The organism is Billgrantia zhangzhouensis (assembly GCF_021404465.1).
In the GTDB taxonomy this organism is placed as follows: Bacteria; Pseudomonadota; Gammaproteobacteria; order Pseudomonadales; family Halomonadaceae; genus Halomonas; species Halomonas zhangzhouensis.
In genome coordinates this window covers 75,338-100,534 of the sequence record NZ_JABFTT010000008.1, presented here as the reverse complement: position 1 = coordinate 100,534, position 25,197 = coordinate 75,338, and the positions used below count along the sequence as shown (strand labels likewise).

Genomic DNA, 25,197 nt, shown 5'->3' with positions numbered 1-25,197 from the left:
CAAGGCAGAGCGAAGCTCTGCCTCCCTGTGCCCCGATAGGGGCGCTTGCTACCAGAGACGCATCAGATCGAAATACAGGGCCATCAGCATCAGCATGCCGACCAGCGCCAGGCCGATGCGCAGCCCAACCGCCTGAGCCCGTTCCGATACCGGCCGGCCGCGCACTGCTTCGACGAAATAATAAAGCAGGTGGCCGCCGTCAAGTACCGGAATCGGTAATAGATTGAGTACTGCCAGGCTGATCGAGAGGTAAGCCAGGAAGCTGACGAAGCTCTCCAGCCCGGTGCGCGCCGTATCCCCCGCCATCTGGGCGATGGTGATCGGCCCCGACAAGTTGGTCGGCGAGATCAGCCCCACCAGCATCTTGCGGATGGCGTCGAGGGTCAGCACGGTCATCTCGCCGGTACGGCTCATGGCCTGTCCCACCGCCGCCACGGGCCCATAACGGATCTCGCGGCGAAGCTCCTCGGGCCACTCGACCGGTTCGACGCCGGCTCCGACATAACCGATGGCCGCCCCCGTCTCGATTTCGCGCGAGCCAGGGACAAGCGTCAGCTCGAGACGTTCGTCGCCACGTGCCACCTCGAGCTCCAACGTCTCGCCGGGGCTGGCGCGCACTACACTGACGAAATCCATCCACTCATCGACAGAATGCCCGTTGACGGCCAGGATCTCGTCACCCGGCTGTAGCCCCGCCTCGGCGGCCGCCTGGCCATCGAGCACCTGTCCCAGCACGGCGGGGAAGCGCGGCTGCCAAGGCGTGATGCCGAGGCTCGCCAACGGCTGCGGGGGATCCTGGCGCACCAGGTAGTCCTGCACGGGCAGGCGGTATTCGCTCGGGCCGGACGTGGCATCGTCGCGCGCCTGGAAGATCAGTTCGCCGCTGGCGCCAATGTGAGCGATCAGGCGCAGGTTGATCTCGTCCCAGGAGCGCACGGCACTACCCTGAACCGAAACGATCTCCTGTCCGCTGGCCAGACCACTGTGGGCTGCCGGCGAGTCGGGCGTCACGTTGCCCACCACCGGCGCCACCGTGGTAGTGCCAGCTACGAACAGAGCCCAGTAGGCGACGATGGCGAGCAGGAAGTTGGCCAGGGGGCCCGCCGCGACGATGGCGATACGCTGCCATACCGTCTTGCGATTGAACGTTTCGTGGAGCTGCTCGCCAGGGACCGGGGCCTCACGCTCATCGAGCATCTTGACGTAGCCACCGAGCGGAATCGCCGCCACGGCGAACTCGGTCCCATGACGGTCGACACGAGACCAGATCGGTTTGCCGAATCCCACCGAGAAGCGCAGCACCCGGACACCGCAGCGACGCGCCACCCAGTAATGGCCGAACTCGTGGAAGGTGATCAACAAGCCTAGCACCACGATGACGGCCAGCACGTTCTGGATCAGGCCCAAGACAGCCTCCTTGATAGAACTACATTTAGACCGGCACAGACCGGCTCAGTGCCTTTCCAGCCATTCACGCGCCGCCTGGCGCGCTCGGGCATCGGCATCCAGGATGGCTTCCAGGTCGCCGCCGGCTTCGGCCGGCAGCGCCTCGAGAGTCGCGGCCACCAGCTCAGCGATGCCAGGGAAGCTCAACCGGCCCGCCAGAAAGGCATCGACGGCCACTTCGTTGGCACCATTGAGAATGGCCGGTGCCGTCCCGCCCTCCCGCATGGTCTCGCGAGCCAGCCGCAGGCACGGGAAGGCCACCTCATCCGGCGCCTCGAAATCGAGCCGGGCAATCTGAAACAGATCCAGCGCCTCGACACCGGCCTCGATGCGCTCCGGCCAGGCCAGGCCATAAGCGATCGGGGTACGCATGTCCGGGTTGCCCAACTGCGCCAGCACCGAACCGTCACTGTAGGCCGCCATGGAGTGGATCACGCTCTGCGGGTGCACCACCACCTGCACCTGTTCGGGTCGGGCATCGAAGAGCCAACACGCCTCGATCAGTTCCAAACCCTTGTTCATCAGTGTGGCACTATCCACCGAGATCTTGCGCCCCATCGACCAGTTGGGATGGGCACATGCCTGCTCCGGAGTCACCGTCGCCAGACGCTCCCGCGACCAACCACGGAAAGGCCCACCGGAAGCCGTCAGCAGCAGTTGAGTCACTCCGTGACGGGACAGACCGCCGCGATGTTCGGAGGGTAGACACTGGTAGATGGCATTATGTTCGGAGTCGATCGGCAATAGTGTGGCGCCATGGCGTACCACGGCATCCATGAACAGCGCCCCGGACATCACCAGCGCTTCCTTGTTGGCCAGCAGCACGCGCTTGCCTGCGCGCACCGCGGCCAGCGTCGGCAGCAACCCTGCGGCACCGACGATGGCAGCCATCACCACGTCCACCTGCGCCTCGCAGGCCACCTCGACCAGCGCCGCTTCGCCGGCCCGCACCTCGGTGCTCAGGTCCGCCCGGGAGAGGCGCTCGCGTAACCAGGCGGCATCGGCTTCCTCGCCCAGTACCACCACCTCGGGATGATGGCGCAAACACAGCCCCAGCAGCGCCTCGCGCGAACGCTGCGCGGTCAAGGCATGCACGCGATAGCGCTCGGGATGACGTGCGATCACGTCGAGCGTATTGGTACCGATGGAGCCAGTGGCACCCAGCACCGTCACACGCTGCTGCCGGAGAGGCTCACTCATGTCACAGCACCCCACTCTACAGAACGCCAAGGGAGAGCAGTGCGAACAGCGGCACGGCAGCGGTCAGGCTGTCGATGCGGTCGAGCACGCCGCCGTGGCCGGGCAACAGGTTGCTGGAGTCCTTGATGCCGCGAAAGCGCTTGAGCATGCTCTCGAACAGGTCACCAAGCACCGAGACCAAGGTCACCACCACCGTGGCGAGCGCCAGCCCCAGACCGCCCGCGAGGCCCAACCCCTGCCAGACGGCGAACAGCAGTGCCAATGCCAGCGTCACGCCGATACCACCGACGACGCCCTCCCACGACTTGCCGGGGCTGACCGCCGGCGCGAGCTTGCGCCGCCCCCAGGCACGACCGCTGAAGTAAGCCCCGATATCGGCGCCCCAGACCAGCAGCAGGACATAAAGCAGCCAGACGCCGCCAGTATCGCGTAATACGTTGAAACCCACCCAGGCCGGCAGCAGCACCCATAACCCCATGATCAGGCGCATGACCGTGGAGCGCCACTGCTCACTCCGTGTGGGGTACTGAGTGACCCAATAGAGGTTGGCCACCCAGCCGGCCACTGCTAGCCATAGTGGCCACGTCGCGAGCGCGGCCCCGGCCAGCCATAGCATCAGCATCAGCAGCGCCATGCCGACCACCAGTGCCAAGCGGCGCACCGCCTCGGTCACGCCGGCGAGATTGGTCCACTCCCAGGCGGCCAGCAGCACGATGGCCCCGGTAAAGAGGGCGAAAGCGTCCTCCGTGAGGCCGAACAGACCGGCCAACGTCAGCGGCGCCAGCCACGCCGCGGTAATGATCCGCTGTCTAAGCACCTTCGGCCTCGATCTGTTCGTCGGTCATTCCGAAGCGACGCTGTCTTCGGCGGAAGTCGTCCACTGCCAGATCGAAGGCATCGCCATCGAAGTCCGGCCACAGCAGCGGCGTGAAATAGAGTTCGGCATAGGCCATCTGCCACAGCAGAAAGTTGGAAATACGCTGCTCACCGCTGGTCCGGATGCATAGGTCCACCGGCGCCTCGCCGGCCAGGCACAGCTCATCCTGTAGCTGGTGCTCATCGATCGCGGCAGGATCGAGTTCCCCAACTGCGGCACGTTCGGCCAGACGGCGAGCGGCCGTGACGATGTCCCAGCGCCCGCCATAGTTGGCGGCAATCACTAGGTGCATGCGCTGGTTGTCCCGGGTCAATGCCTCGGCCTTGGCAATGTACTTCTGGATCGAGGTGGAAAAGGCGCTGCGGTCGCCGATCACCGAGAGGCGAATGCCGTTGTCATGGAGCTTTTTCACCTCACGCTTGAGGGCGATGAGAAAAAGATCCATCAGTGCGCTGACCTCAGCCTCGGGACGGCGCCAGTTCTCGCTGGAGAAGGCGAACAGCGTCAGGGTCTGGATACCGCGCTCGGCAGCGCGCCGAATCACCGCACGCACGGCCTCGACACCCGCACGGTGGCCGCGTATGCCGGAGAGTCCACGCGCACGCGCCCAACGGTTGTTACCGTCCATGATGATCGCCACGTGCTGTGGCAGGTCGTCGCCGGGCGGCTTGGGGGGCATCTGCGATGCAGAGGTCTGCGCTGGCGTCATGATGTCTCGCAATGGGGATGGAAGAACCGGGCGACAGGTCGCCGCCCGGCGCTGCTCAGACCTGCATCAGGTCGTGTTCCTTCACTTCGAGCTGCTTGTCGATCTCGGCGATGTACTTGTCGGTAAGCTTCTGGATCGTGTCTTCGGCACGATGCTGCTCATCCTCGGAGATCTCCTTCTCCTTGAGCAGGGCCTTGATGTCGTTATTAGCGTCACGACGCACGTTGCGTACCGCCACACGGGCATTCTCGGCCTCGGAGCGAGCCTGCTTGATGTAGCCCTTGCGGGTTTCCTCGGTGAGCATCGGCATCGGCACGCGGATCACGTTACCGGCACTGGAAGGGTTCAGCCCCAGGTCGGAGGTCATGATCGCCTTCTCGATCTTGGGCACCAGGTTCTGCTCCCACGGCACCACGGAGAGGGTGCGGGCATCTTCCACATTGACCGAGGCGACCTGGTTGAGAGGTACCTGGCTGCCGTAGTACTCCACAGTGACCGAATCGAGAATGCTGGAGTGAGCACGCCCGGTACGGATCTTGTTGAAGTTGGCATGAAGGGCATCAAGGCTCTTCTTCATGCGACTTTCGGCATCTTTCTGGATGTCATTGATCACGGTATCAACCTCTGTCTATCAGCGTGCCTTCCTTGCCGCCCACCACCAGGTTCAGCAGGGCGCCCGGCTTGTTCATGTTGAATACGCGAACCGGCATGTCATGGTCCCGCACCAGGCAGATAGCGGTCAAATCCATGATGCCGAGCTTCTGATCGAGCGCATTATCGTAGCTCAGATGATCGTACTTGACCGCATCGGCGTGCTTCACCGGATCCTTGTCGTAGACGCCATCCACCTTGGTGGCCTTGACCACCACATCGGCATCGATTTCGATGCCACGCAGGCAAGCGGCCGAGTCGGTGGTGAAGAAAGGATTGCCGGTGCCGGCGGAGAACAATACCACGTCTCCCGAGGTCAGGTAGCGGATGGCCGTGCGACGGTCGTAATGTTCCACCACGCCGCTCATGGGGATGGCCGACATGACCCGCGAGCGAATGTTGGAACGCTCCAGGGCATCGCGCATGGCCAGGGCGTTCATCACCGTGGCCAGCATGCCCATGTGATCGCCGGTGACCCGATCCATGCCCGCTTCGTTGAGCGCGGCGCCGCGGAACAGGTTGCCACCGCCGATGACGATACCGACCTGCACGCCGATCCCCACCAACTGACCGATCTCGAGCGCCATGCGATCGAGCACCTGGGGGTCGATGCCGAAGTCGTGCTCGCCCATGAGGGCTTCGCCGGAGAGCTTGAGCAGGATGCGCTTGTACTTGGACTTTTCACCGCGGGACTTGTCGGAGCGGGGCTGGGCGGGACTATCGACCTGATCGGGAATGGCCATGGCAACTCTCCTGGGCGCAAGGTGGAATGAAGCAACGCTCTGCTGCGACCGACGTGGCGGCCGGATACGAGAAGGCGTGCGCTCACGCGCACGCCATCATCGAACTGGAACCTCTGACCTTAGCGGCGGCCAGCCTGTTCCATGACTTCCTTGGCGAAGTCGACCTCTTCCTTCTCGATGCCCTCACCCACTTCGAAGCGAGTGAAGCCGATCACCTCGCCGCCAGCGGCCTTGACGAACTCGGCCACGGACTGGTTCGGATCCTTGACGAAGGGCTGCTCGGTCAGGCTGTTCTCGGCCAGGTACTTCTTCAGACGGCCTTCGACCATCTTCTCGGCGATCTGCTCGGGCTTGCCGGCCATGTCGGGCTGGGCCAGGATGATCGCCTTTTCCTTGTCGAGCTGCTCCTGAGGCATGTCCTCGGGGCGCGCCACGGCCGGGTTGATCGCGGCCACGTGCATGGCGACGTCCTTGGCCACTTCGGTGTTACCGCCCTTGAGCAGGGTGAGCACGCCGATGCGGCCGCCGTGGACGTATTCGCCCACCAGTCCGCCTTCGGGCGCCTCGACAACGGCGCAGCGACGCACGCCGATGTTCTCGCCGATTTTCTGCACCAGTTGCTCACGGGCGGTTTCCAGCTCACCGGCCATCACCGCTGCCACGTCTTCGCTCTTGGCGGTGAAGAAAGCGTCGGCCACCTTGTCGGCGAAGGCCTTGAAGTTGTCGTCGCGGGCGACGAAGTCGGTCTCGGAGTTGATCTCGACCACCACGCCGTAGCTGCCATCCTCGGCGACACGGGTCGCCACGGTGCCTTCGGCGGCGGTACGACCGGCCTTCTTGGCGGCCTTGAGGCCAGAGCTCTTGCGCAGGTTCTCGATGGCGACTTCGATGTCGCCATCCGCCTCGGTGAGTGCCTTCTTGCACTCCATCATGCCGAGCCCGGTACGCTCGCGCAGTTCCTTGACCTGGGAAGCGCTGATCGCTGCCATGGTATTCACCTCTCGATAAGTGGAACCCGTTCAGGTTCGACCTGGGAATAAGGGCGCCGGGCCCATGGGCCCGGTGAAATCTCGCCCCGCCGCGGCGGAACGGTAGCGGGCGGCCGAATGACTTGGCCGCCCTCCCGGCCCGGCGTTGCCGGCCCGGAAAACTCGCCGTTACTCGGCTGCGGCAGTGGCATCGCCACCTTCACCCTCGGTGACCTCGACGAACTCGTCGGGACGGCCTTCCTTCGCACGCGCACAGGCATCGGCGATCGCCTTGACGTAGATCTGGATGGCACGGATGGAGTCATCGTTGCCGGGGATCACGTAGTCGACGCCGTCCGGGTCGGAGTTGGTATCCACCACACCGATGACCGGGATACCAAGCTTGTTCGCCTCGTTGATGGCGATACGTTCGTGATCCACATCGATCACGAACAGGGCGTCGGGCAGGCCACCCATGTCCTTGATGCCGCCGATGGAGCGCTCGAGCTTGTCCTGCTCGCGGGTCGCCATCAGGACTTCTTTCTTGGTCAGCTTGTCGAAGGTACCGTCCTCGCGCATGGACTCGAGGTCGCGCAGACGCTTGATCGACTGACGAATGGTCTTGTAGTTGGTCAGCATACCACCGAGCCAGCGGTGGTTGACGAACGGCATGCCGACGCGGGTGGCTTCTTCCTTGATGATCTTGCTCGCACTGCGCTTGGTGCCGACGAACATGATCTTGTTGTTGGAAGCGGCCATCTTCTCGACCACGTCGATCACCTCGTTGAGGGCCGGCAGGGTGTGCTCGAGGTTGATGATGTGGATCTTGTTACGCGCGCCGAAGATGAACTTGCCCATCTTCGGGTTCCAGTAACGGGTCTGGTGACCGAAGTGTGCGCCTGCCTTGAGCAGGTCGCGCATGTTGACGTGTGCCATGGATGACTCCTGAAAATCGGGTTAGGCCTCCACGCACCCCATGGATCCGACCGCCGGGAAGAACCGCGGCAGCACCCGGGACCATGTGCCGGTACGTGTGTGTTTTCAAGGCTGTTGGATTAACGGCCGGCGCCGTGGGCATCATTGTGCCTCGTGCGGCCCGCTGCCGACGCCTTCGCTGTCATGCCGGCCGCAGGCGAGCCTGGCGGGCGACGATTGCAGGAATGCGCGCGGCTTTATACCATAGTTCGCCAACGAGATGAAGTCGCCCGCCGCCCACACCGCCCCGTTGTCTGCGCTGCAACCCCTCTGAACCGAGATTTCATGAACATACCCATCAAGACGCCCGACGAGATAGAAAAGATGCGTGAGGCCGGCCGCCAGGCCGCCAGCGTGCTCGAGATGCTAGCCCCTCACGTCCAGGCAGGCGTGACCACCGGTGAACTGGACCGCCTTTGCCACGACTATATCGTCAACGAGTTGGGCTCGACACCGGCACCGCTCAACTATCACGGCTTTCCGAAGTCGATCTGCACCTCGATCAACCACGTGGTCTGCCACGGCATCCCCGACCCGGGCAAGAAGCTCAAGAAGGGCGACATCATGAACATCGATGTCACCGTGAAGACCGCCGACGGCTACCACGGCGACTCCAGCGTGATGCACGTCATCGGTGAGAGCATCCAGGGCGAGCGACTGTGCCGCGTGACCCAGGAATGCCTGTACAAGAGCATTGCCCTGGTACGCCCCGGAGTGCGCCTCTCCGAGCTTGCCCGCGCCATTCAGCACCACGCCGAAACCAACGGCTACTCGGTGGTGCGCGACTTTTGCGGTCATGGCATCGGTGCCAGCTTCCACGAGGACCCGCAAGTGCTGCATTATGACGGCTACGCGCCCGAAGCCGACGCCACTCTGGCCGCCGGCATGTGCCTGACCATCGAGCCGATGATCAACGTCGGAGGGCACCAGACCAAGGTACTGCGTGACGGCTGGACCGCAGTGACCCGGGACAAGAGCCTGTCTGCGCAGTGGGAGCATACGCTGCTGGTCACCGAGACTGGCGTCGAGGTACTCACGGCGCGCAATGAGGAAGACTTCTCCTTCCTCGACCACTGAGTCGAGTCGCCATGCTCCTGCACCACTATCGCTTCGCCCCCGACGAGTCGCTGTTCGATGCCGAGACCTTCCGACGCGAACTGGCAGGGACTCGCTCACCCATCGCCCCGTTCAAGGCGGCACTGCGCGACATCCAGAGCCGGCTCGACGAGCGCTTCCACGCCGGGGCAGACATTCGCGACCTGATACACGGTCGGGCCTGGTGCCTCGACCAGTTGCTCAGCGTAGCGTGGTCGCTGCAGGAATGGCCCGATGACGGCGTGGCACTGCTCGCCGTGGGCGGCTACGGCCGCGGCGAGCTGCATCCCCATTCCGACATCGATCTGATGATGCTGCTCGAGAATGACGACGACACCCCCTACCGTGGGCCGTTGACTGCCTTCATCACCTTGCTGTGGGACATCGGGCTGGAGATCGGCCACAGCGTGCGTTCGCTTTCCGATTGCGAACGCGAGGCCGGGAGCGACATCACCATCATCACTAACCTGATGGAGTCGCGCACCCTGGCTGGCCCCGAGTCGCTGCGCGAGGCGATGAAGGCGCGCATCGCCACCGAGAGCATGTGGCCCGCCGACCGCTTCTTCGAGGCCAAGTGGCAGGAACAGATCGCTCGTCACCATCGCTTCAACAACTCCGAGTATCACCTCGAGCCCAACATCAAGAGTTCGCCGGGCGGCCTGCGCGATATCCAGATGATCGGCTGGGTGGCCAAGCGCCACTTCGGCAGCCAGCGCTACGAGGACCTGGTGGCGGAAGGTTTCATGAACGATGCCGAGCTGCGCATCCTGAGCCAGGGCCAGGCCTTCCTGTGGCAGGTGCGCTATGCGTTGCACATGCTCACCGGCCGCGCCGAGGATCGCCTGCTATTCGACCATCAGCGCACCATCGCCGAGCTGTTCGGCTTTCGCGACACGCCCGAGCGCCTCGCCGTCGAGCAGTTCATGAAGCGCTACTATCGCCATGTCACCGCGCTGGCGGGACTCAACGACATGCTGCTGCAGCACTTCGACGAGGCGATCCTGCGTGACGGAGAGCGACTGGAGACTACCGCCCTCAACGAGCGCTTCGCGATCGAGGGCAGCTACATCAAGGCGCGCCACCGCTCGGTGTTTCGCGAGCACCCCTCCGCCCTGCTCGAGCTGTTCCTGCTGATGGCCGAGCACCCCGAGATCGAGGGCGTGCGCGCCGACACCATTCGCCTGATTCGCGACAACCGCCATCTGATCGACGACCTCTACCGCGACGACGAACACCACCAGCACCTGTTCATGTCACTGCTGCGCTCCAGCGGCAATGTGGCACGCCAACTCCGGCGCATGAACCGTTACGGCGTGCTCGGCAAGTACCTGCCGGAGTTCGGCCAGGCCGTCGGGCTGATGCAGCACGACCTGTTCCACATCTACACCGTGGACGCCCATACCCTGCGCCTGCTCAAGTGCATTCACCAGTTCCGCAAACCGCAGGCGCGCGACGACTTCCCGGTAGCAGCGGCGCTGGTGCCCCAGTTGCCCAAGCTGGAGCTGCTGTGGATCGCCGGGCTCTACCATGACATTGGCAAGGGGCGCGGCGGCGACCATTCGATCCTCGGCGCCCGTGACGTGGAGCGCTTCGCCGAGCGCCACGGCCTGTCGCAGCGGGACACCCGCCTGGTTAGCTGGCTGGTGGAAAACCATCTGGTAATGTCCATGGTGGCGCAGAAACGCGACATCACCGACCCCGATGTGATTCGTGAATTCGCCACCTTGGTGGGCGACGAGGCTCGCCTGGACCACCTCTACGTGCTCACCGTGGCCGACATCAACGCCACCAACCCGACGCTGTGGAACGGCTGGCGCGCGTCGTTGCTGCGCCAACTGCATGCCGAGACCAAGCGCGCCCTGCGCCGCGGCCTGGACAACCCGCTCGATCGCGAGGATTGGGTCGCCGAGACCCGCAGCGAAGCGCGCTCGCTGCTGACCACGGTAGGTGCCGAGCTGAGCCGGGTCGAGCGCCTATGGGAGCAGCTCGGTGAGGAGTACTTCCTGCAGTACGCCCCCAGCGAGATCGTCTGGCAGACCCTGGGCATCCTCGCCCACCGTGAGTCGGCGCTGCCGCTGGTGCTGATCAGCGCCCCCACCGACGACATGTCCGAGGGGGGCACCAAGGTCTTCATCCATACCCGCTCGGTGGATGACCTATTCGCCGCCACTGCCGCCGCCATGGAGCAGTTGGGACTGTCGATCCACGACGCACGCATCGCCACCTCGAGCAACGACTGGACGCTCAACACCTTCATCGTGCTCGACGACCAGGGCCGTGCGATACGCGACCCGAGACGCATCGAGGAGATCCGCGCCCACTTGGTGGAGGAACTCGACGACCCCGAGGATTACCCCCAGATCGTCACCCGTCACACGCCGCGCCAGCTGCGCCACTTCAAGGTGCCCACCGAGGTGCTGATCGAGCAGGACCCGGCCAACGAGCGCACCCTGCTGGAGCTGACCGCGCCCGACCGACCCGGCCTGCTGGCCCGGGTCGGGCGCATCTTCATGGAGCAGGGCATCTCGCTCTCGGCGGCCAAGATCGCCACTCTGGGCGAACGGGTCGAGGACGTCTTCTTCATCACCGACAAGTCGGGCGCACCGCTGATCGACCCCGAGCGCCAGCAGCGCCTGCGCGAGCGCCTGATCGAAGTGCTGGACGTGGCGGGCTGAGGCGCGCGGCGACAAGTTTGAGGCGAGCCGGGGGCTTCCCTATAATCGGCGGTCTGCCTGCAGACACGACAACGCCGCCGCCCCACGGCGCCTGGACACCCATGAACCCCGATCTCGACGCCCTCAAGCCCTATCCGTTCGAAAGGCTTGCCAAACTGAAGTCCGGCGTGACGCCTCCCGAAGAGCTCTCGCACATCCCGCTGACCATCGGCGAGCCGCAGCACGCCCCCTTCAGCGCCGCGCTGGAGACGCTCGTGGCGCATCAGCTCGACTTCGCCCGCTACCCGGCCACCGCCGGCATACCCGAATTGCGCGACGCCATCGCCGGGTGGGCCACGCGGCGCTTCGGACTCAAGGGGCTCGACCCCGAACGCCAAGTGCTGCCGGTCAACGGCACCCGCGAGGCGATCTTCGCCTTCGTCCAGGCCGCCCTGGACCGCAGTCGCCCGGCCCGAGTGGCGGTGCCCAACCCCTTCTACCAGATCTACGAAGGCGCCACCCTGCTCGCCGGCGGCCAGCCGCTCTATCTCGACTGCCGGGCCGAGAGCGGCTTTCGCCCCGACTTCGATGCCATACCGGCCGACACCTGGCGCGAGGTACAGATCGTTTTCCTCTGCTCGCCGGGCAACCCTACCGGCGCGGTGACGCCGCGGGCCGAGTTCGAAAAGCTGATCGCCCTGGCCGACGAATTCGACTTCATCATCGCCTCCGATGAGTGTTATTCCGAACTCTATCTCGACGAGAGCGCCCCACCACCGGGGCTGCTCGAGGCCTGCGCCGCCATCGGACGCCACGACTATCGCCGCTGCCTGGTATTCCACTCGCTCTCCAAGCGCTCGAACCTGCCAGGACTGCGCTCGGGATTCGTCGCTGGCGACGCCGGGCTGATCGCACCGTTCAAGCGCTACCGCACCTATCATGGCTGTGCCATGTCGCTGCCGCTGCAGCACGCCTCGATCACCGCCTGGAACGACGAGAGCCACGTACGCGACAATCGCGACGCCTACCGCGAGAAGTTCGCCGCGGTGAGCGAAATTCTCGCTCCGGTGCTTGAATTTCCCGTGCCCGAGGCCAGTTTCTACCTATGGCCGGCGGTACCGGGCGGTGACGACGAGGCCTTCACCCGGAGCCTGTTCGCCGCGGAGCATGTCAGCGTATTGCCCGGCGCCTACATGGGGCGCCCGGGCATCGATGGCATCAATCCCGGTGCGGGCCGAATGCGGCTGGCGCTGGTGGCCGAACGCGAGGCCACCGTGGAAGCCGCCCAACGAATTCGCCGTTTCATCGAAAGGAGTGCATGATGGCGACCCTCTTCGTGATCAAGAACTGCGACACCTGCCGCAAGGCGCGCAAGGCCCTGGAGGAGAAAGGAGTGCCCTACCAGGTTCACGACCTGCGCGAAGACGGCCTCTCGGCGGCGCTGCTCGAGCATATCCTCGCCAAGGTTCCGGTGCTGGAAGCCCTCAACCGACGCAGTACCACCTGGCGCAACCTCCCCGAGGAGGACAAGCACGACCTCGATGCCAACAAGGTCCGCGCGCTGATCATGGCCAATCCCACCCTGCTCAAACGGCCGTTGCTCGATACCGGCGACGAGATACGCGTCGGCTACCGCAACGGCGACTACGACGATCTCAAGGGCTGAAGCCCATTCCCTTCAAGACGTGAGGACACCACATGCTGAGTTTTGCCTTCGGAATCGGCACCCAGAACACCCAGGGCGACTGGCTGGAGATCTACTATCCGGCGCCCCTGCTCAAGCCGGATGCCAGCCTGGTGGAGGCTGTCGGCAAGGTGCTCGACGTCCCCGCCGGTAACAGCGCCGTCAGCTTCCTGCCGGAACACTGCGCCAAGCTTGGCGAGGCGCTCAGGACGGCCGGCCACGTGGCCCAGGCGGAGTTGGTCGAGGCGCTGGCCGCCAGCCAGCGGCCGCTGGTCGCCACCTTCCTGGAGAACGACCTGCCGCCGCAGAGCGCCCCGGAGGTCTATCTCAAGCTGCACCTGCTGTCGCATCGCCTGGTAAAACCTCACGGCGTAGACCTCACCGGTATGTTCGGCCTGTTGCGCAACGTGGCCTGGAGCAGTGAAGGTCCGATCGACATCGAGGAACTGCCTGCCCGTCGCCTCAAGGCACGCCTGGAGGGACGCACGCTGTCGGTGGACTGCGTGGACAAATTCCCCAAGATGACCGACTACGTGGTGCCCAACGGCGTACGCATTGCCGACACCGCACGAGTGCGCCTGGGCGCCTACCTGGGCGAGGGCACCACCGTGATGCATGAAGGCTTCGTCAATTTCAACGCCGGCACCGAAGGTCCGGGCATGATCGAGGGTCGCATCTCGGCCGGCGTAATGGTGGGCAAAGGCTCCGACCTGGGCGGCGGCTGCTCCACCATGGGTACCCTTTCCGGCGGTGGCAACATTGTCATCAAGGTGGGTGAAGGCTGTCTGATCGGCGCCAACGCCGGCATTGGCATCCCGCTGGGCGATCGCTGCACCGTCGAGGCCGGTCTCTACATCACCGCCGGGGCCAAGGTCACCCTGCTCGACGATCAGGGCCAGGAGGTCAAGACCGTGGCGGCACGCGAACTGGCCGGTCACAGCGACCTGCTGCTGCGTCGCAACTCGCAGAACGGCCGCATCGAGTGCCTGACCAACAAGAGTGCCATCGCGCTCAACGAGGCCCTGCATGCCCATAACTGATCCACAGGGGCTCTCCGCGACCCAGCAGCTCGCCTTCGAGCTGATTCGCCGCCCCTCGGTCACTCCCGACGACCTCGGCTGCCAGGCGCTGATGATCGAGCGCCTGGAGCGGCTGGGCTTCCAGATCGAGCGTCTTCCCTTCGGCGATGTGGAGAACTTCTGGGCGACCCATGGCCATCACGGCCCGGTACTGGCCTTCGCCGGCCATACCGACGTGGTGCCGAGCGGCCCCCATGTACACTGGGAGACGCCCCCCTTCGAGCCCTGCATCGATGACAAAGGCATGCTGCGCGGCCGCGGTTCGGCCGACATGAAGGGCAGCCTGGCGGCAATGATCACTGCGGTGGAACGCTTCGTCAGTGCCCACCCCGACCACCACGGACGGATCGCCTTCCTCATCACCTCCGACGAGGAGGGGCCCGCAGTGGACGGCACCCGGGCCGTGGTCGAGCACCTGCGCGAGCGCAACGAGCGCCTCGATTACTGTATCGTCGGCGAGCCCTCCTCCACCGACGTGCTCGGCGACGTGATCAAGAACGGTCGTCGTGGCTCGCTCGGCGGCGTGCTGCACGTCAGGGGAGTCCAGGGCCATGTGGCCTATCCGCATCTGGCACGCAACCCGATACACCAAGCGCTGCCGGCACTCGACGCGTTGGTACGTGAACACTGGGACAGCGGCAACGACTTCTTCCCTGCCACTAGCTTCCAGATTTCCAACCTTCGTGCCGGTACCGGCGCCACCAACGTCATTCCCGGCGACGTGGAAGTGGTGTTCAACTTCCGCTTCTCCACCGAGGTGACCCATGAACAGCTGCGTTCACGCACCGAGGCGATACTCGATGCCCACGGTCTCGAGTATCAGCTCGACTGGACACTCAACGGCGAGCCCTTCCTGACCGCCGAAGGCGAATTGGTGGAAGCCGCCCTGCACGGCGTGGAAGCCGTGCTCGGCCGCCAGCCCCAGCTTTCGACCAGCGGCGGCACGTCGGATGGCCGTTTCATTGCCACGCTGGGCAGCCAGGTAGTAGAGCTGGGGCCACGCAACGCCACCATCCACCAGGCCAACGAATGCGTGCGCGCCGCCGATCTCGACGATCTGAGCCAGGTCTACGAAGCAATCCTGGCCAAGCTCTTCGTCAACGGCACCGCCCAGCCCTGACCGCGCCGAGAGGTTCGCCATGCCAGACTTGCACGAGAGCCCCATGCGCTATCCGGACATCGAGATCTACCTGCGTCAGCCTCCATTCGAGGCCATCAATGCCTGGCTTGGCGAAACACTGGATGCCGCTCCACTGCGCGGCGCCGGGCGTAACAAGTGGCAGACCCGCGGCCATTACGAGGGGCACGAGGTGCCGGTGCTGCTGGTGGAAAAAGCCGCCGACGGCTTCGCCAGCCTGTGGTTCGACAGCGCTCACACACCGTGGCCGCGAGATGCCGACTGCGCCCGCGACGCCGCCGCCCGGCTCGACTGTGAGGTCCGCTGCTCGCTTGGCGGCTGGCAACCTGGCGACGACCCCGACCGCTTCTGGCAGGTGCTACCCGACGGCAGCGAAAGCGCCATCGACTGGCCCGACTCCGGCCAATGACCCCAAATGACATCGCCCCGCCGAAGCGGGGCGATGTCCAAACCAACCTATTGATTCTTGCGAAAGCTGACGAGCGATGGCCAGGCTAGGCGGGATTGCTCTTCCCACGCTTCCAACAACGCCTGGTCGAGCGCAGGCGCTTTCTACCACCTAAGTGATGACCGTGACGTCGTCGGCTTGCAGCCCCCGCTCATTCTCGATCACGTGATAGCGCACCTTCTGCCCCTCGGCCAGGGTGCGGTGCCCACGGCCGCGAATGGCACGGAAATGGACGAACACGTCCTCGCCGCTCTCACGCTTGATGAAGCCGTAACCTTTGTTGACGTTGAACCATTTGACCTCGCCGATCTCGCGATCGTCGTTCTCGACATCGGCCAGCACCGCGAGCCTGGGACTGAAGGCATGCAGTGTGAGAGTGGCGATCAGCAGCAGCACGAAGGCCGCCGCCGCCACGGCGAAATAGACCGCCGCGACACCCTCGACCTCGAGCATGGCGAACAGCTGGCGTGCCAGATCGCCTCCGGTCAGTGAAATGAACAGTGCGATCAGCAACGGAGCCGGCAGCGCCAGCAGGAGGCTGATCAGCGTACAGCGAATGATAACCTTGCGATTCATGGATCCGTATTGCTCACTTGTAATGTGGAATTGATGAAACAGGATGTCAGATGACGACACGACCCAAGGCCCCGTCAGCCAATGAAGGTGTCACGATGAACAGCGACACGCAGCGCGACGATTCTAGCATGAGCCCCGAGCATACGCTCGCCGCCCGACTGGAGTCACTGGAGAGCCGCATCGCCTACCAGGAACACTGGCTGGATACGCTGGACCAGGCGGTTGCTGCCCAGGAACGGCGCCTGGCACAGTTGGAGCGGATCAATACCCTGATGCAGGAAAAGCTGCGCGACCAGCAGCGGGCGCTGCAGGATTCGGAGATGACGGCACCGTCACCGCAGGACGAGGTGCCGCCGCATTACTAGCCACGAGCCACAAGCAAACAGCCTAGTCCGAGACCTGAAGCCCGAAGCCCGAAGCCCGAAGCCCGAAGCCCGAAGCTTAAAGATCTTCGAGGTAACGCTCCGCATCCAATGCCGCCATGCAACCAGTGCCGGCGGAAGTCACCGCCTGGCGGTAGACGTGATCCATCACGTCGCCGGCGGCGAACACGCCCGGCACGCTGGTGGCGGTGGCGTTGCCCTCAAGGCCGGACTTCACCTTGATGTAGCCGTCGTGCATTTCCAACTGCCCCTCGAAGATACCGGTGTTGGGGCTATGGCCGATGGCGATGAACACGCCGGGCGCCTCGAGTTCCTTCACGCTGTCGTCGACGGTGGAACGGATGCGTACGCCGGTCACGCCGCTGGCATCGCCCAGCACTTCTTCCAGGACATGGTTCCATTCGAGCACGACGTTGCCGTTCTCGGCCTTCTCACGCAGCTTGTCCTGCAGGATCTTCTCCGCGCGCAGGCTGTCGCGGCGGTGCACCAAGGTGACTTTGGAAGCGATGTTGGAGAGGTAGAGCGCCTCTTCCACGGCGGTATTGCCGCCGCCTACCACCACGACCTCCTTGTTGCGGTAGAAGAAACCATCGCAGGTGGCGCAGGCTGACACCCCTTGGCCCATGTACTGCTGCTCGGACGGCAGCCCCAAGTAGCGGGCGCTGGCACCGGTAGCAATGATCAGGGCATCGCAGGTGTAGCTGCCGCTGTCGCCCTTCAGGGTGAAGGGGCGGTTGCGCAGATCCACCTCATGGATGTGGTCGAACAGCACTTCGGTATCAAAACGCTCGGCATGACGCTTCATGCGCTCCATTAGTTCCGGCCCCTGCACACCGGCATCGTCACCAGGCCAGTTGTCCACATCGGTAGTCGTCGTCAGCTGACCGCCGGCCTGGATGCCGGTGATCAGGACCGGCTTGAGGTTGGCCCGCGCCGCGTAGACGGCAGCAGTGTAGCCGGCCGGACCGGAGCCCAGAATGATCAGGCGTTCGTGACGCGCTTCGCTCATGAAGAGATCCTCGCAGCTCGAAAACGGGATGAGGCATGACGTGTCTCGCCCCGACCGTGTCGTCGCACGTTGCCGGGAGCATGGTTGAAGCCATTGTATCAGTCTCGGGCGTCTGGGGCGTGGTACCTCTTCCCCCTCATGGGAACGTTACAGCACCTCGTCATCGCGTCCCAGCACCAGGGCTTCCAGCTCGCTTGCGATCGGCGATACCTCTACCCGAACCTGGATCGGCGAGCAGCAGTAGGGGCAGTCCTCCCAGGTTGCGTGGCTGCCTTGAGAGACATCGATCAGCAGGTCGAAAGGCATGCTGCAGTATGGGCAGTGGACCAAGTAGCTATCGAGCCGATCTTCATGCATGCGCCCCCCCAAGCGCCGCCCCTCCCCGGCGGAGCATCAGCGCCATGCAACGGACTTTCGTTCAGCATAGAAACCTTGGGCAGCGCTTGAAAGGGGAACCTATCATGACCATGTGTTAAGTATGAGACCGAAGAAAAAGACCGTTCATTACCGTGACAGGAGGCTTTCATGAGCCGTGACGAGATGCCGGATACCCTGCAGACCCTGGACGCCGGCGGTACCACCTATCACTACTACAGCCTGCCGCAGGCAGCCGATGCCCTAGGCAACATCGACAGGCTGCCGAAGACTCTGAAGATCCTGTTGGAGAACCAACTGCGCTTCGCCGACGATCCGAGCGTGGCCCGCAAGGATCTTCAGGCCCTGGTCGACTGGCAGCAGGGGGGGCGCTCCAGCCGCGAGATCGGCTACCGCCCGGCCAGGGTGCTGATGCAGGATTTCACCGGCGTTCCCGGCGTGGTAGACCTAGCCTCGATGCGCGCCGCGGTGCAGAAGCTCGGCGAGGATCCCTCGCGCATCAACCCCCTTTCGCCGGTGGATCTGGTCATCGACCACTCGGTAATGGTCGACAAGTTCGGTAACCCCACCGCCTTCAAGGACAACGTCGCCATCGAGATGGAGCGCAACCGCGAGCGCTACGAGTTCCTGCGTTGGGGCCAGGACGCCTTCGATAACTTCCGCGTAGTGCCGCCGGGCACCGGCATCTGTCACCAAGTGAACCTGGAGTATCTGGGCCGTACGGTGTGGACCAAGGAGGAGAACGGCAAGACCTTCGCCTACCCGGACACCCTGGTGGGCACCGACTCCCATACCACCATGATCAACGGTCTCGGCGTACTCGGCTGGGGGGTCGGCGGCATCGAGGCCGAAGCTGCCATGCTCGGCCAGCCGGTGTCGATGTTGATTCCCGAGGTAGTGGGTTTCAAGCTCACCGGTAAGCTCAAAGAGGGCATCACCGCCACCGACCTGGTGCTGACGGTGACCCAGATGCTGCGCAGTCGTGGCGTGGTGGGCAAGTTCGTCGAATTCTACGGCGACGGCCTGTCCGACCTGCCGTTGGCCGACCGTGCGACCATTGCCAACATGGCGCCGGAATATGGCGCCACCTGCGGCTTCTTCCCGGTTGATGACGAGACCCTAGCCTACCTGCGCCTGACTGGCCGCGACGATGCCCAGATCGCCCTTGTGGAGGCGTATTGCAAGACCCAGGGGTTGTGGCGAGAACCCGGTGACGAGCCGATCTTCAGCGATACCCTGCACCTCGACCTGAGCGATGTCGAAGCCAGCCTGGCCGGTCCCAAGCGTCCTCAGGATCGCGTCGCCCTGAAAGACATGAAGGCGACCTTCGAGAAGCTCATGGAGGGAGAAAACGGCAACAAGCCGCTTCCCAGCGAGGAAAAAGGTCGGCTGCTCTCCGAGGGAGGCCAGACCGCGGTCGGGGTGCATGATAGCTACGAGCACCACGACAGCCAGAACGTCGAGCTGAACGGTGAGCAGTTCATGCTCAATCCCGGCGCCGTGGTGATCGCCGCCATTACCTCCTGCACCAACACCTCCAACCCCAGCGTGATGCTGGCCGCCGGCCTGCTGGCACGCAACGCCCGAGCCAAGGGGCTCAAGACCAAGCCTTGGGTCAAGACCTCGCTGGCCCCCGGCTCCAAGGTGGTGACTGAATACCTCGAGGCTGGCGGTGTGCAGGAAGACCTGGATGCCTTGGGCTTCAACCTGGTGGGCTACGGCTGCACCACCTGTATCGGCAACTCCGGTCCGCTACCTACGCCCATCGAGAAGGCAGTCGAGGAGGGCGATCTCACTGTGGCTTCGGTGCTCTCCGGCAACCGCAACTTCGAGGGTCGCATCCATCCGCTGGTGAAGACCAACTGGCTCGCCTCGCCGCCGCTGGTGGTGGCCTACGCTCTGGCCGGTAACGTGCGTCTGGATCTCAGCCAGGATCCGTTGGGCGAGGACCGGGACGGCAACCCGGTCTACCTGCAGGATATCTGGCCCTCCCAGGCCGATATTGCCAATGCCGTGGAGAAGGTGAAGACCGACATGTTCCGCAAGGAGTACGCCGAGGTCTTCGAAGGCGACGAGACGTGGAAGGCACTACAGGTACCGCAGAGCCAGGTCTACGAGTGGTCGCCCTCCTCCACCTATATCCAGCACCCGCCCTTCTTCGAAGGCATGGGTCGCGATCCGGAGCCCATCGAGGACGTCGAGGATGCCCATATCCTCGCCCTGCTGGGCGACTCGGTGACCACCGACCACATCTCTCCGGCCGGCTCCATCAAACCCGACAGCCCCGCCGGACGCTACCTGCAGGAGCGTGGCATCAAGCCGGTAGACTTCAACTCCTACGGCTCGCGGCGCGGCAACCACGAGGTAATGATGCGCGGCACTTTTGCCAACGTGCGCATCCGCAACGAGATGCTCGACGGTGTGGTCGGCGGCGAAACCCGCCACGTGCCCTCGGGCGAGCAGATGGCGATCTACGACGCCGCCATGAAGTATCAGGAGAAGGGCACGCCGCTGGTGGTGGTTGCCGGCAAGGAGTACGGCACCGGCTCCTCGCGCGACTGGGCGGCCAAGGGCACGCGCCTGCTCGGTGTACGCGCGGTGCTTGCCGAATCCTACGAGCGCATCCACCGCTCCAACCTGATCGGCATGGGCGTGGTGCCGCTGCAGTTCCCCGAGGGCGAGAGTCGTCACACTCTCGGCCTGACCGGCGACGAAACGATCTCCATCGAAGGCCTGGCCGACCTCACCCCGGGCGGCAAGGTGACGGTGACCATCAAGAGCGACAAGGGCGAGAAGCGCATCGAGGCGCTGTGCCGCATCGACACCGCCAACGAGCTGGAGTACTACCGCCACGGCGGCATCCTCCACTACGTGCTGCGCAAGATGATCGGCGCGGTCTAAAGGCGCAGAACCGAAAAGGCCCCATCTCGGGGCCTTTTCTCATTCCTCACATCGAGCGACGGCGGTAGGTACGATACTCCGGCGTCCAACTGCTACGCTCGATGGCCTGACGCAGCTTGATCCCGTCGGTGCTCAGCGCCACACCCTCCTGCTGGGCTTGGGCGGCGACGTCGAAGGCAATGACCTTGGAGAGTTCGCGAATCTGCGACAGCGGCGGCAGCAGCGCGCCCTTGCCATGCTTCACCAGCGGCGCTTCGCGCGCCAGGGCGCGGGAAGCAGCCATCAGCATGGTGTCGGTGATCCGCTTGGCACCGCTGGCCACCACGCCGAGGCCGATGCCGGGGAAGATATAGGCATTGTTGCACTGGGCAATGGGATAGGTCTTGCCATCGTGCACCACCGGCGGGAAAGGGCTACCGGTGGCGACCAGCGCGGCGCCATCGGTCCAGCGGATTACGTCCTCGGGCACCGCCTCGGCCTGGGAGGTGGGATTGGAGAGCGGCATGATCACCGGTTTCTCGCAGCCGGCATGCATGGTGCGCACCACCTCTTCGGTGAAGATGCCAGGGCGACCACAGACACCGATCAGCACCGTGGGCTCGATCCGGCGCAGGGTCTCGACGAGATCCTGGCCGTTCCACTCTGCGGTGAGCGCGGGGTCGTGCGCCAGCCGGCGCTGGAAGTCGCGCAGCCAGGTCTGCTCGGAAGTGACGAGCCCTTCCCGGTCGACCATGAACACGCGCCGCCGCGCCTCCTTCTCGGTCAGCCCCTCGGCCTGCATCGCTACCACCACCTGTTCGGCGATACCGCAGCCGGCGGAACCGGCACCAACGAACACTACGCGCTGGTCGGCGATGGTCTCGTCACGGGCTTCGCAGGCGGCCATCAGCGTGCCGACCACCACCGAGGCGGTACCCTGCACATCGTCGTTGAAGCAGCACAGCTCGTTGCGATAGCGCTCCAGCAACGGCACCGCGTTGGCCTGGGCGAAATCCTCGAACTGCAACAGCACGTCCGGCCAGCGGCGCTTCACCGCGGCGATGAACTCGGCGATGAAAGCATCGTACTCGTCCTGGGAAATGCGTGGATGCCGCCACCCCATGTACATCGGGTCGTCGAGCAGCGCCTGGTTGTTGGTACCCACGTCGAGGGTGATCGGCAACGTGTAGGCGGGGCTGATGCCGCCGCAGGCGGTGTACAGCGCCAGCTTGCCGATGGGGATACCCATGCCGCCGATGCCCTGGTCGCCGAGACCGAGGATCCGCTCGCCGTCGGTTACCACGATCACCTTGACCCTGTCCTTGGTGGCGCTGCGTAGAATGTCGTCCATCCGCTCGCGGTCGGGGTAGCTGACGAACAGGCCGCGGTGACTGCGGTAGATGTTGGAGAACTCCTCACAGGCCTGACCCACCGTGGGGGTGTAGATGATCGGCAGCATCTCCTCGAGATGCTCCATCACCATGTGATAGTAGAGGGTCTCATTGTCGTCCTGGATTGCCCGCAGATGAATGTGCCGCTCCAGGTCGCTATGACACTGCTGGTACTGGCGGTAGGCCCGTTCGGCCTGCTCCTCGATGGATTCCACGTTCTGTGGCAGCAGGCCGACCAGGTTGAACTCGAGGCGCTCCTCGCGGGTGAACGCACTGCCCTTGTTGAGCAGTGGCATCTCGAGCAGCGATGGACCAGAGTAGGGAATATAAAGTGGACGTTTGCTTTCGGGCATCTTTTGTCTCGATACGGTGACTGGAACCGGGCCGTAGGGAAGCGCAGACAGATGTACTGCCCTTCCTGAGCGCTCTGGTGGCGCTCTTGGCGCCAACTCTACCACGCCTCTGCCATCGTGGCGCATCAGCTGACTTTGGCATGGGTCCTGTCGCTGGGTGGACGGTCGAAAAACCACGGACGCAGCCTCACGCCGAGCATGTTGCCGGCAAAGCCCGCCACCAGCCATACCCAGCCATGCAGGCTCCCCGACGCAATGCCGCTGAAGTAGGCACCAATGTTGCAACCGAACGCCAGCCTGGCCCCGTAGCCCAGCATCAGGCCCCCGATCACCGCCGCCATCACCGAGCCCAGCGGAATCCGCAGGGTCGGGGAGAAGCGTCCAGCCAGAGTGGCAGCCACCATGGCGCCCAGAATGATCCCTACATTCATCACCGTGGTGATGTCGCTCCATACGCTGGCGTGAAGCGCCGCGGCGTTGCCCGGGCTCTGCCAGTAGCCCCACTGGCTGACATCGCCACCAATGAATTCGTAAGCCTTGGCGCCCCACAGCGCGAAGGCGGAGGTAATACCCCAGGGGCGTCCAGCCAACGCCAGGGTGGCGAAGTTGAGCAGCGCCAGTGCCACGGCACCAAGCAACAGCGGCCAGGGGCCGGTGAGCCAGCGCCCCTGGCTGAGGTTGGCGCGTGGTGCCTCCTCCAATCCGCCATGGCGGCGCTTCTCCAGCAGCACCGTCAGCACGGCGATGGCACCGAACAGCGCCAGGCTCACGGCAATTCCTCCACCGGCGCCGAAGGTCTGTACCAGCGACACCGGCTGAAAGGCGGGCAAGCTCATCCACCATGAGAAATGGGCGGTACCGATCAACGAGCCGACGATGAAGAAGAGCAACGTGATCACCATGCGGGCATTGCCACCGCCGGCGGTGAACAGTGTACCCGAGGCACAGCCGCCGCCGAGCTGCATACCGATACCGAACAGGAAGGCGCCCACCACCACCGAGACCCCGATGGGAGAGACGAAGCCCGTCACACTTTGGCCCCACAGGCTGCCCGCCCCCAATGCAGGGAAGAATAACACCACGGCGATGGCCAGCATGACCATCTGAGCGCGCAGCCCACGCCCACGTCGCTCGCTGATGAAGACCCGCCAGGCGGCGGTAAAGCCGAAGGCGGCGTGATAAAGAGAAACGCCGAGCAGCGCCCCTACGACCATCAGCAGACCCATGCGCGTGCCGAAGGCCAGACCGACCAGCAGCGCACCCGTCAATATCAATGCACCCAGCAGCAGAGAGACCCGTCGCGGTCGTATCGCATCCAATGCAGTGGCCATGAAACTCCTCCTCTCCATTCGCCCCTGTAGCGTGGCAAGTTCCACCGAAGTGCGCCAGGCAGTTGCCAAAACGTGACAGGGCGCCCGAAGGCGCCCCATACAGGAACCGCTCAGAGGCTAGATGAAACGTCCCAGCCCAGCGGCCTGGCGCAATTTATCCATGAACGGCGCGGCCTCGGCACGAGCCCGCTCGGCGCCCTTGAGCAGCACGCTTTCGATGTGTCCGGGATCCTCCATCAGCGCTTGGTAGCGTTCGCGAGGCTCGCGCAGCTGCGCATCAAGATGCTCGAACAGGCGATTCTTGACCTCGCCCCAACCGATTCCATTGGCGTACTCGCTGCGCATCGCCTCACGCTCCTCGCGAGTAGCGAAGGCAGAATAGATCTGGAACAGGGTGCAGCCTTCCGGGTCCTTGGGCTCGCCGGGCTCCAGCGAGTTGGTCTTGATCTTGCGCACCAGCTTGAGCAGCTTCTTCTCGGAGACGAACAGCGGAATGGTGTTGTTGTAGCTCTTGGACATCTTGCGCCCGTCGAGACCGCCCAGTACCGCCACGTCGTCGTCGACCACCGCTTCGGGCAGGGTAAAGAACTCGCCCTTGTAGAGATGGTTGAAGCGCCCGCCGATATCGCGGGCCATCTCGATATGCTGGATCTGGTCGCGCCCGACCGGCACCTGGTGGGCGTTGAACATGAGGATGTCGGCAGCCATCAGCACCGGATAGCCGAACAGGCCCATGGTGATGCCCTTGTCGGGATCCTGGTTGCCGGCGGCCTCGTTCTCGGCCACCGCCGCCTTGTAGGCGTGGGCGCGGTTCATCAGGCCCTTGGCGCACACGCACGACAGCATCCAGGTCAGTTCGGGGATCTCGGGAATGTCCGACTGGCGGTAGAAGATGGCGTTGTCGGTATCCAGCCCCAGCGCCAGCCAGGTGGCGGCGATCTCCAGGCGCGACTCCTGCACCCGGCGCGGGTCCTGGCACTTGATCAGTGCATGCAGGTCGGCAAGGAAGTAGTAGGACTGCACGCTGGGATCCTGGCTCGCGGCGATGGCCGGCTTGATGGCGCCGACGTAGTTGCCCAGGTGGGGCGTGCCGGTGGTGGTGATGCCGGTGAGAACGCGTGTCCTCTGGGAAGCTGCACTCATGGAAAGCGGACTCTGCTTGTCGGAAATGCCCGCTATGGTAACGCGAGGGGGCGGCCAAGGCGACCTGACCGAGACCACCCCCGAAAAGA

At 64.3% G+C, this 25,197-nt stretch carries 23 protein-coding genes; 9 read left to right on the top strand and 14 right to left on the bottom strand.

Translation table 11 applies throughout. The annotated features are described in order from the left end of the window. Window positions 1-48 precede the first annotated feature (48 nt). The 8 genes from rseP to rpsB all read right to left on the bottom strand — a co-directional run bounded on the left by rseP (window position 49) and on the right by rpsB (window position 7,530). Window positions 49-1,407 carry a sigma E protease regulator RseP gene (rseP, locus tag HOP51_RS11780; protein ID WP_234274095.1) on the bottom strand — a complete coding sequence of 453 codons (1,359 nt, stop codon included), beginning with the start codon at window positions 1,405-1,407 and terminating at the stop codon, window positions 49-51. 45 nt (window positions 1,408-1,452) lie between these two features. Continuing rightward, the gene (gene ispC, locus HOP51_RS11775) at window positions 1,453-2,646 is read right to left on the bottom strand and encodes a 1-deoxy-D-xylulose-5-phosphate reductoisomerase (RefSeq protein WP_234274094.1); all 1,194 of its coding nucleotides are present in this window, start codon (window positions 2,644-2,646) and stop codon (window positions 1,453-1,455) included. 16 nt (window positions 2,647-2,662) lie between these two features. Next, window positions 2,663-3,463 carry a phosphatidate cytidylyltransferase gene (locus HOP51_RS11770; RefSeq protein ID WP_234274093.1) on the bottom strand — a complete coding sequence of 267 codons (801 nt, stop codon included), beginning with the start codon at window positions 3,461-3,463 and terminating at the stop codon, window positions 2,663-2,665. Continuing rightward, window positions 3,456-4,232, bottom strand: a complete 777-nt coding sequence (gene uppS, locus HOP51_RS11765) for a polyprenyl diphosphate synthase (RefSeq protein ID WP_407061800.1) — start codon at window positions 4,230-4,232, stop codon at window positions 3,456-3,458. The genes HOP51_RS11770 and uppS overlap by 8 nt, the downstream gene beginning before the upstream one ends. 55 nt (window positions 4,233-4,287) lie before the next feature. Next, the gene (gene frr, locus HOP51_RS11760; RefSeq protein WP_234274092.1) at window positions 4,288-4,845 is read right to left on the bottom strand and encodes a ribosome recycling factor; all 558 of its coding nucleotides are present in this window, start codon (window positions 4,843-4,845) and stop codon (window positions 4,288-4,290) included. A gap of 4 nt (window positions 4,846-4,849) precedes the next feature. After that, window positions 4,850-5,626: a UMP kinase gene (gene pyrH / locus HOP51_RS11755; RefSeq protein WP_201296998.1), complete on the bottom strand. Its 777-nt coding sequence runs from the start codon at window positions 5,624-5,626 to the stop codon at window positions 4,850-4,852. 119 nt (window positions 5,627-5,745) lie between these two features. After that, a complete protein-coding gene (gene tsf / locus HOP51_RS11750) occupies window positions 5,746-6,615 on the bottom strand; it encodes a translation elongation factor Ts (RefSeq protein WP_234274091.1) in 870 nt (289 codons plus the stop codon). Between the two features lie 168 nt (window positions 6,616-6,783). Further along, the gene (gene rpsB / locus HOP51_RS11745; protein WP_234274090.1) at window positions 6,784-7,530 is read right to left on the bottom strand and encodes a 30S ribosomal protein S2; all 747 of its coding nucleotides are present in this window, start codon (window positions 7,528-7,530) and stop codon (window positions 6,784-6,786) included. Between the two features lie 324 nt (window positions 7,531-7,854). On the opposite strand from rpsB, the gene map reads away from it, so the two are divergent. From map to HOP51_RS11710, 7 genes are all read left to right on the top strand, one after another. Continuing rightward, window positions 7,855-8,646, top strand: coding sequence for a type I methionyl aminopeptidase (map, locus tag HOP51_RS11740; RefSeq protein ID WP_234274089.1), 792 nt, complete (start codon window positions 7,855-7,857; stop codon window positions 8,644-8,646). Between the two features lie 11 nt (window positions 8,647-8,657). Next, complete coding sequence (locus HOP51_RS11735) at window positions 8,658-11,339, top strand: [protein-PII] uridylyltransferase (RefSeq protein ID WP_234274088.1); 2,682 nt, start codon at window positions 8,658-8,660, stop codon at window positions 11,337-11,339. A 101-nt stretch (window positions 11,340-11,440) separates the two neighbouring features. After that, window positions 11,441-12,640, top strand: coding sequence for a succinyldiaminopimelate transaminase (gene dapC / locus HOP51_RS11730; RefSeq protein WP_234274087.1), 1,200 nt, complete (start codon window positions 11,441-11,443; stop codon window positions 12,638-12,640). Beyond that, window positions 12,640-12,984: a Spx/MgsR family RNA polymerase-binding regulatory protein gene (locus tag HOP51_RS11725; RefSeq protein WP_234274086.1), complete on the top strand. Its 345-nt coding sequence runs from the start codon at window positions 12,640-12,642 to the stop codon at window positions 12,982-12,984. Before dapC ends, HOP51_RS11725 begins: the two co-directional genes overlap by 1 nt. Before the next feature lie 32 nt (window positions 12,985-13,016). Beyond that, window positions 13,017-14,042, top strand: a complete 1,026-nt coding sequence (dapD, locus tag HOP51_RS11720; RefSeq protein WP_234274085.1) for a 2,3,4,5-tetrahydropyridine-2,6-dicarboxylate N-succinyltransferase — start codon at window positions 13,017-13,019, stop codon at window positions 14,040-14,042. Continuing rightward, window positions 14,029-15,201, top strand: coding sequence for a succinyl-diaminopimelate desuccinylase (gene dapE, locus HOP51_RS11715; RefSeq protein WP_234274084.1), 1,173 nt, complete (start codon window positions 14,029-14,031; stop codon window positions 15,199-15,201). Before dapD ends, dapE begins: the two co-directional genes overlap by 14 nt. Before the next feature lie 19 nt (window positions 15,202-15,220). Further along, window positions 15,221-15,628: a hypothetical protein gene (locus HOP51_RS11710; RefSeq protein WP_234274083.1), complete on the top strand. Its 408-nt coding sequence runs from the start codon at window positions 15,221-15,223 to the stop codon at window positions 15,626-15,628. Window positions 15,629-15,778: 150 nt separating this feature from the next. On the opposite strand, the gene HOP51_RS20970 is transcribed toward HOP51_RS11710, so the two are convergent. Further along, window positions 15,779-16,243 (bottom strand): cold-shock protein, encoded by a 465-nt coding sequence (locus HOP51_RS20970; RefSeq protein ID WP_159548886.1) that lies wholly within the window; start codon window positions 16,241-16,243, stop codon window positions 15,779-15,781. Window positions 16,244-16,338: 95 nt separating this feature from the next. Here HOP51_RS20970 and HOP51_RS11700 point away from each other — a divergent pair, with 95 nt between their 5' ends. After that, window positions 16,339-16,608 carry a SlyX family protein gene (locus tag HOP51_RS11700; protein WP_234274082.1) on the top strand — a complete coding sequence of 90 codons (270 nt, stop codon included), beginning with the start codon at window positions 16,339-16,341 and terminating at the stop codon, window positions 16,606-16,608. A 76-nt stretch (window positions 16,609-16,684) separates the two neighbouring features. On the opposite strand, the gene trxB is transcribed toward HOP51_RS11700, so the two are convergent. Both trxB and HOP51_RS11690 read right to left on the bottom strand, forming a co-directional pair. Then, complete coding sequence (gene trxB, locus HOP51_RS11695) at window positions 16,685-17,635, bottom strand: thioredoxin-disulfide reductase (RefSeq protein ID WP_234274081.1); 951 nt, start codon at window positions 17,633-17,635, stop codon at window positions 16,685-16,687. Window positions 17,636-17,782: 147 nt separating this feature from the next. Further along, complete coding sequence (locus HOP51_RS11690; protein WP_234274080.1) at window positions 17,783-17,992, bottom strand: CPXCG motif-containing cysteine-rich protein; 210 nt, start codon at window positions 17,990-17,992, stop codon at window positions 17,783-17,785. A gap of 168 nt (window positions 17,993-18,160) precedes the next feature. On the opposite strand from HOP51_RS11690, the gene acnA reads away from it, so the two are divergent. After that, window positions 18,161-20,911, top strand: coding sequence for an aconitate hydratase AcnA (acnA, locus tag HOP51_RS11685; RefSeq protein ID WP_234274079.1), 2,751 nt, complete (start codon window positions 18,161-18,163; stop codon window positions 20,909-20,911). 46 nt (window positions 20,912-20,957) lie between these two features. Here acnA and HOP51_RS11680 read toward each other — a convergent pair whose 3' ends face one another. The 3 genes from HOP51_RS11680 to HOP51_RS11670 form a co-directional block, all read right to left on the bottom strand. Beyond that, window positions 20,958-22,634 (bottom strand): NAD-dependent malic enzyme, encoded by a 1,677-nt coding sequence (locus HOP51_RS11680; protein WP_234274078.1) that lies wholly within the window; start codon window positions 22,632-22,634, stop codon window positions 20,958-20,960. Between the two features lie 125 nt (window positions 22,635-22,759). Next, window positions 22,760-23,965 (bottom strand): YeeE/YedE family protein, encoded by a 1,206-nt coding sequence (locus HOP51_RS11675; RefSeq protein ID WP_234274077.1) that lies wholly within the window; start codon window positions 23,963-23,965, stop codon window positions 22,760-22,762. A 117-nt stretch (window positions 23,966-24,082) separates the two neighbouring features. After that, window positions 24,083-25,108, bottom strand: coding sequence for a tryptophan--tRNA ligase (locus tag HOP51_RS11670; RefSeq protein ID WP_234274076.1), 1,026 nt, complete (start codon window positions 25,106-25,108; stop codon window positions 24,083-24,085). Window positions 25,109-25,197: the final 89 nt, after the last annotated feature.

What these genes read in the sequence shown, in the direction of transcription:
- HOP51_RS11725 (WP_234274086.1), top strand. Translation starts at nt 12,640, where the DNA reads ATGGCGACCCTCTTCGTGATCAAGAACTGCGACACCTGCCGCAAGGCG.
- trxB (WP_234274081.1), bottom strand. Translation starts at nt 17,635, where the DNA reads ATGAGCGAAGCGCGTCACGAACGCCTGATCATTCTGGGCTCCGGTCCG.
- uppS (WP_407061800.1), bottom strand. Translation starts at nt 4,232, where the DNA reads ATGACGCCAGCGCAGACCTCTGCATCGCAGATGCCCCCCAAGCCGCCC.
- HOP51_RS11735 (WP_234274088.1), top strand. Translation starts at nt 8,658, where the DNA reads ATGCTCCTGCACCACTATCGCTTCGCCCCCGACGAGTCGCTGTTCGAT.
- HOP51_RS11710 (WP_234274083.1), top strand. Translation starts at nt 15,221, where the DNA reads ATGCCAGACTTGCACGAGAGCCCCATGCGCTATCCGGACATCGAGATC.
- dapE (WP_234274084.1), top strand. Translation starts at nt 14,029, where the DNA reads ATGCCCATAACTGATCCACAGGGGCTCTCCGCGACCCAGCAGCTCGCC.
- pyrH (WP_201296998.1), bottom strand. Translation starts at nt 5,626, where the DNA reads ATGGCCATTCCCGATCAGGTCGATAGTCCCGCCCAGCCCCGCTCCGAC.
- HOP51_RS11670 (WP_234274076.1), bottom strand. Translation starts at nt 25,108, where the DNA reads ATGAGTGCAGCTTCCCAGAGGACACGCGTTCTCACCGGCATCACCACC.
- HOP51_RS11675 (WP_234274077.1), bottom strand. Translation starts at nt 23,965, where the DNA reads ATGGCCACTGCATTGGATGCGATACGACCGCGACGGGTCTCTCTGCTG.
- tsf (WP_234274091.1), bottom strand. Translation starts at nt 6,615, where the DNA reads ATGGCAGCGATCAGCGCTTCCCAGGTCAAGGAACTGCGCGAGCGTACC.
- rpsB (WP_234274090.1), bottom strand. Translation starts at nt 7,530, where the DNA reads ATGGCACACGTCAACATGCGCGACCTGCTCAAGGCAGGCGCACACTTC.
- HOP51_RS20970 (WP_159548886.1), bottom strand. Translation starts at nt 16,243, where the DNA reads ATGAATCGCAAGGTTATCATTCGCTGTACGCTGATCAGCCTCCTGCTG.
- ispC (WP_234274094.1), bottom strand. Translation starts at nt 2,646, where the DNA reads ATGAGTGAGCCTCTCCGGCAGCAGCGTGTGACGGTGCTGGGTGCCACT.
- map (WP_234274089.1), top strand. Translation starts at nt 7,855, where the DNA reads ATGAACATACCCATCAAGACGCCCGACGAGATAGAAAAGATGCGTGAG.
- HOP51_RS11690 (WP_234274080.1), bottom strand. Translation starts at nt 17,992, where the DNA reads ATGCATGAAGATCGGCTCGATAGCTACTTGGTCCACTGCCCATACTGC.
- HOP51_RS11680 (WP_234274078.1), bottom strand. Translation starts at nt 22,634, where the DNA reads ATGCCCGAAAGCAAACGTCCACTTTATATTCCCTACTCTGGTCCATCG.
- dapC (WP_234274087.1), top strand. Translation starts at nt 11,441, where the DNA reads ATGAACCCCGATCTCGACGCCCTCAAGCCCTATCCGTTCGAAAGGCTT.
- dapD (WP_234274085.1), top strand. Translation starts at nt 13,017, where the DNA reads ATGCTGAGTTTTGCCTTCGGAATCGGCACCCAGAACACCCAGGGCGAC.
- HOP51_RS11700 (WP_234274082.1), top strand. Translation starts at nt 16,339, where the DNA reads ATGAACAGCGACACGCAGCGCGACGATTCTAGCATGAGCCCCGAGCAT.
- acnA (WP_234274079.1), top strand. Translation starts at nt 18,161, where the DNA reads ATGAGCCGTGACGAGATGCCGGATACCCTGCAGACCCTGGACGCCGGC.